This window comes from Streptomyces sp. GC420 (assembly GCF_009916105.1).
Taxonomy (GTDB): domain Bacteria; phylum Actinomycetota; class Actinomycetes; order Streptomycetales; family Streptomycetaceae; genus Streptomyces.
The window spans coordinates 1-4,928 of record NZ_JAAAXQ010000492.1 but is presented as its reverse complement, the minus strand read 5'-3'; the positions used below and the strand labels follow the sequence as shown (position 1 = coordinate 4,928).

Here is a 4,928-nt window from a genome sequence, read left to right as displayed (position 1 = left end):
GCGCGAAGCGCAGCGTCAGCAGCAGCACGGGCGCGGCCGTACCGATCGAGGCGTACGTCGGCAGGCAGCCGACCGCCACCGTCGCCACGCCGGTCAGCAGCAGCGAGAGGAACAGCACCGGGCGCCGCCCGTGCCGGTCACCGATGTGACCGAAGAGGACCGACCCGAGCGGCCGCGCCACGAAGCCCGCGGCGAAGGTTCCGAAGGCGGCGAGAGTTCCCGCGAGCGGCGAGAACGAGGGAAAGAACAACGGTCCGAGCACCAGCGCCGCCGCGGTGCCGTAGACGAAGAAGTCGTAGAACTCGATGGCCGTGCCGGCCATCGAGGCGGCCGCGACCCGGGCCATGGAGGGAGATCCAACACCACGCATGCCCGGCCAACCATCCGCCCGGGCGGCCGGTCACGGGGCGCACGGGGCACCCGGACCGGCGCGGAGGGGGCACTGGGTGGTGATCGCACGAACGCGATCGCACGAAGCGATCGCACGGCGCTGTCCGGACGCGATCACATGGTGAGCGCCCACCCGCTACCAGCCGCGAGCGCGCCACTCCGCGAGGTGCGGACGCTCGTCGCCCAGCGTGGTGTCCTTGCCGTGACCGGGGTAGACCCAGGTCTCGTCGGGGAGCGGCTCGAAGATCTTCGTCTCGACGTCGTGGAGCAGGCCGGCGAAGGCCTCCGGGTCCTTCCTGGTGTTGCCCACTCCGCCCGGGAAGAGGCAGTCGCCGGTGAAGACGTGCGGATGGCCGTGCGGGTCGTCGTAGACGAGGACGATGGAGCCGGGGGTGTGGCCCACCAGATGACGGGCGGTCAGCTCGACCCGGCCGACGGTGATCGTGTCGCCGTCCTCGACCAGTACGTCGGTCGGGACGGGGATGCCCTCGGCGTCGTGGGCGCCCGCGTAGGTGCGGGCGCCGGTCGCCGCGACGACGGCTTCGAGCGCCTGCCAGTGGTCGGCGTGCCGGTGGGTGGTGACCACGGAGGCGATGCCGTCGTCCCCGATCAGCGCGAGCAGCGTCCCGGGGTCGTTCGCGGCATCGATGAGCAGCTGCTCGCCGGTCGCCCGGCAGCGCAGCAGATAGGCATTGTTGTCCATGGGGCCCACGGCGACCTTGGAGATCATCAGGGCGGCCAGCTCATGCACATCCGCGGGACCGCCGACCTTCACCACACCGCTGTACGTCATGAGGTCAGCCTAGTGCTGTGACCCGGCGGGCGGTCACAGCGGCGGCAGGGCGGGCAGCGGGCCTCCCTGGACCCGCAGCGCGGAGCCGTCGCGGCGGCCGGCCAGCCAGCCGAGCAGGTCGGCGGCGGTGCCGCGGACCGCGACGGGGCCGCCTTCCGCGCCGCCGCCCGTGGTCCACACCCGGCCGTTCCCCGCGTCGAGTGCCGTCGAGGGGACGTCCTTGTGTCCGGCGAAGCGCTCGGCGAGGAAGTCGATCTCGCGCAGCGTGAAGTCCTCGGGCAGGTCCTCCAGGGTGTAGCCGATGCCGAGATCGACGTGGTGCAGCTCGACCTCGACGAGACGCCGGAAGGGGATCCTCGCGGCGGCGTCGGTCACCCCGTTGCGCAGTTCGACGGTGCGGGACCAGTCGTCGATGCCGGCGGCCGCCCGCTGGAAGCGCTCGGCGCTCTCGCGCACGTCCTCGAGCTGTTCGGCGAGGGGGCGGGACGCGTCGCGCTCGATGTCGGCGTCCCGGCTCTCTGCGGTGGGGTACATGGGGCGGCCGGCGAACACATTGACGAGCGCGTCGGCATTTCGGGCGATGTGAGCGAGAACATGTCCGCGGGTCCAGCCCGGCAGGAGGGAGGATTCGGCGACCGACGGTGCCGTTTCGGCGGCTGCGGTGAGGAGCCGTTCGGTCGCTTCGCGTACAGAGTCCAGGTCGCGTGCGTGATCGATCATGGAGTCGACCCTAGCGCCACCACTCGTTCGGGTGAAGGAACCCGGACGTGGTCAAAAATCGAATGCACGTGCTATAGGCTCGGGAGAGGCATCCTTGGAAGACAGCAATGCATCGCTCGTGGCGGCCCCTGCTCTGTGAGACGGGGGCCTCGCCCCCGCTTCTCTGAAGAAAGGTGCGGACCCGGCGTGGCCGACCGTCTCATCGTCCGTGGCGCTCGTGAGCACAATCTGAAGAACGTCTCGCTCGACCTTCCCCGTGACGCGCTCATCGTCTTCACCGGGCTCTCCGGGTCGGGCAAGTCCTCCCTGGCGTTCGACACGATCTTCGCCGAGGGGCAGAGGCGCTACGTCGAGTCCCTTTCGTCGTACGCCAGACAGTTCCTGGGCCAGATGGACAAGCCCGACGTGGACTTCATCGAGGGGCTCTCCCCCGCGGTGTCCATCGACCAGAAGTCGACCTCGCGCAACCCGCGCTCGACGGTCGGCACCATCACCGAGGTCTACGACTACCTCCGGCTCCTCTTCGCCCGCGTCGGCAAGCCGCACTGCCCGGAGTGCGGCCGCCCCATCACCCGCCAGTCGCCGCAGGCCATCGTCGACCGGGTGCTCGAGCTGCCCGAGGGCAGCCGCTTCCAGGTGCTGTCCCCACTGGTCAGGGAACGCAAGGGCGAGTTCGTCGACCTCTTCTCCGACCTCCAGACCAAGGGATACTCCCGGGCCCGGGTGGACGGGCGGACGATCCAGCTCACCGATCCGCCGAAGCTGAAGAAGCAGGAGAAGCACACCATCGAGGTGGTCGTCGACCGCCTCACCGTCAAGGAGAGCGCCAAGCGGCGTCTCACCGACTCCGTCGAGACCGCGCTCGGCCTGTCCGGCGGCATGATCGTCCTGGACTTCGTCGACCTCCCCGAGGACGACCCCGAGCGCGAGCGGATGTTCTCGGAGCACCTCTACTGCCCGTACGACGACCTCTCCTTCGAGGAGATGGAGCCGCGCTCCTTCTCCTTCAACTCGCCCTTCGGCGCCTGCCCCGACTGCACCGGCATCGGCAGCCGCATGGAGGTCGACCCCGAACTGATCGTCCCCGACCCGGACAAGTCGCTCGACGAGGGCGCCGTCTCCCCCTGGTCCCACGGCCACACCAAGGACTACTTCGCCCGCCTGGTCGGGGCGCTCGCCGGCGAGCTCGGCTTCCGCACCGACATCCCCTGGGCCGGCCTGCCGCAGCGCGCCAAGAAGGCCCTGCTGTACGGCCACAGGACCCAGATCGAGGTGCGGTACAGGAACAGGTACGGCCGCGAGCGGGCGTACACCACCTCGTTCGAGGGCGCCGTCCCGTTCGTCAGGCGGCGCCACTCGGAGGCCGAGAGCGACGGGGCGCGGGAGCGCTTCGAGGGCTTCATGCGCGAGATCCCCTGCCCGACCTGCGAGGGCACCCGTCTCAAGCCCGTCGTCCTGGCGGTCACCGTCATGGGCAAGTCGATCGCCGAGGTCTCCGCGATGTCCATCAGCGACTGCGCGGACTTCCTCGGCCGACTGCGGCTCGACGCCCGGGACAGGAAGATCGCCGAGCGGGTCCTCAAGGAGGTCAACGAGCGGTTGCGCTTCCTCGTCGACGTCGGCCTCGACTACCTCTCGCTGAACCGCGCCGCCGGCACCCTCTCCGGCGGCGAGGCCCAGCGCATCCGGCTCGCCACGCAGATCGGCTCCGGCCTGGTCGGTGTGCTGTACGTCCTGGACGAGCCCTCGATCGGCCTGCACCAGCGGGACAACCACCGGCTCATCGAGACCCTGGTGCGACTGCGGGACATGGGCAACACCCTGATCGTCGTCGAGCACGACGAGGACACCATCAAGGTCGCCGACTGGGTGGTCGACATCGGCCCCGGCGCGGGTGAGCACGGCGGCAAGGTCGTGCACAGCGGCCCCTTGAAGGAACTGCTGGCCAACAAGCACTCGGTGACCGGCCAGTACCTGGCGGGCAGGAGGGCCATCCCGGTTCCGGACGCCAGGCGTTCCGCCGACCCCTCACGGCACCTCACCGTGCGCGGCGCCCGCGAGAACAACCTCCAGGACATCGACGTCTCGTTCCCGCTGGGCGTGCTGACCGCTGTCACCGGCGTCTCCGGTTCGGGCAAGTCGACGCTGGTCAACGACATCCTCTACACGCACCTCGCGCGCGAACTCAACGGCGCCCGCAGCGTGCCGGGCCGGCACACCCGCGTCGACGGCGACGACCTCGTCGACAAGGTCGTGCACGTCGACCAGTCGCCCATCGGCCGTACGCCGCGCTCCAACCCGGCGACGTACACCGGGGTCTTCGACAACATCCGCAAGCTGTTCGCCGAGACGACGGAGGCGAAGGTGCGGGGCTACCTGCCCGGCCGCTTCTCCTTCAACGTCAAGGGCGGGCGCTGCGAGAACTGCTCCGGCGACGGCACGATCAAGATCGAGATGAACTTCCTCCCGGACGTCTACGTCCCCTGCGAGGTCTGCCACGGCGCGCGCTACAACCGGGAGACCCTGGACGTCCACTACAAGGGCAAGTCCATCGCCGAGGTGCTGGACATGCCGATCGAGGAGGCGCTCGACTTCTTCGAGGCCGTCCCCACCATCGCCCGCCACCTGCGCACCCTCAACGAGGTCGGCCTCGGATACGTCCGGCTGGGACAGCCCGCGCCGACACTGTCCGGCGGTGAGGCCCAGCGCGTGAAGCTCGCCAGCGAACTCCAGAAGCGCTCCACGGGCCGTACGGTCTACGTGCTCGACGAGCCGACCACCGGCCTGCACTTCGAGGACATCAGCAAGCTGATCACGGTGCTGTCCGGACTCGTGGACAAGGGCAACACGGTCATCGTGATCGAGCACAACCTCGATGTCGTCAAGACCGCCGACTGGCTGATCGACCGGGACGCCGTGTGGGCGGTCAAGCGCGAGGCGCTCGAGCTCGTGCGGGAGGTCCCGCTGACGCCGGGCCGCAGCGCCGCCTACCACGACTTCCTCGCCGGGCAGGGGCAGGCGCTGG

At 69.8% G+C, this 4,928-nt stretch carries 4 protein-coding genes; 1 reads left to right on the top strand and 3 read right to left on the bottom strand.

Annotation, left to right across the window (positions count from 1 at the left end):
• From GUY61_RS34690 to GUY61_RS34680, 3 genes are all read right to left on the bottom strand, one after another.
• On the bottom strand, positions 1-346 hold a 346-nt coding region (locus tag GUY61_RS34690; RefSeq protein ID WP_166634301.1), incomplete at its 3' end, for an MFS transporter.
• A 180-nt stretch (positions 347-526) separates the two neighbouring features.
• Positions 527-1,183, bottom strand: coding sequence for an MBL fold metallo-hydrolase (locus GUY61_RS34685; RefSeq protein WP_166634300.1), 657 nt, complete (start codon positions 1,181-1,183; stop codon positions 527-529).
• A 33-nt stretch (positions 1,184-1,216) separates the two neighbouring features.
• Positions 1,217-1,903 (bottom strand): maleylpyruvate isomerase family mycothiol-dependent enzyme, encoded by a 687-nt coding sequence (locus GUY61_RS34680; RefSeq protein WP_166634299.1) that lies wholly within the window; start codon positions 1,901-1,903, stop codon positions 1,217-1,219.
• 186 nt (positions 1,904-2,089) lie between these two features.
• Between GUY61_RS34680 and uvrA the strand changes: the two genes are divergently transcribed.
• Positions 2,090-4,928, top strand: a 2,839-nt coding sequence (gene uvrA, locus GUY61_RS34675; RefSeq protein WP_313897003.1) for an excinuclease ABC subunit UvrA, incomplete at its 3' end; no start/stop codon positions are given.

Bases quoted from the DNA above. Each gene is read 5' to 3' on its own strand.
- GUY61_RS34685 (WP_166634300.1), bottom strand. From the start codon at position 1,183: ATGACGTACAGCGGTGTGGTGAAGGTCGGCGGTCCCGCGGATGTGCAT.
- GUY61_RS34680 (WP_166634299.1), bottom strand. From the start codon at position 1,903: ATGATCGATCACGCACGCGACCTGGACTCTGTACGCGAAGCGACCGAA.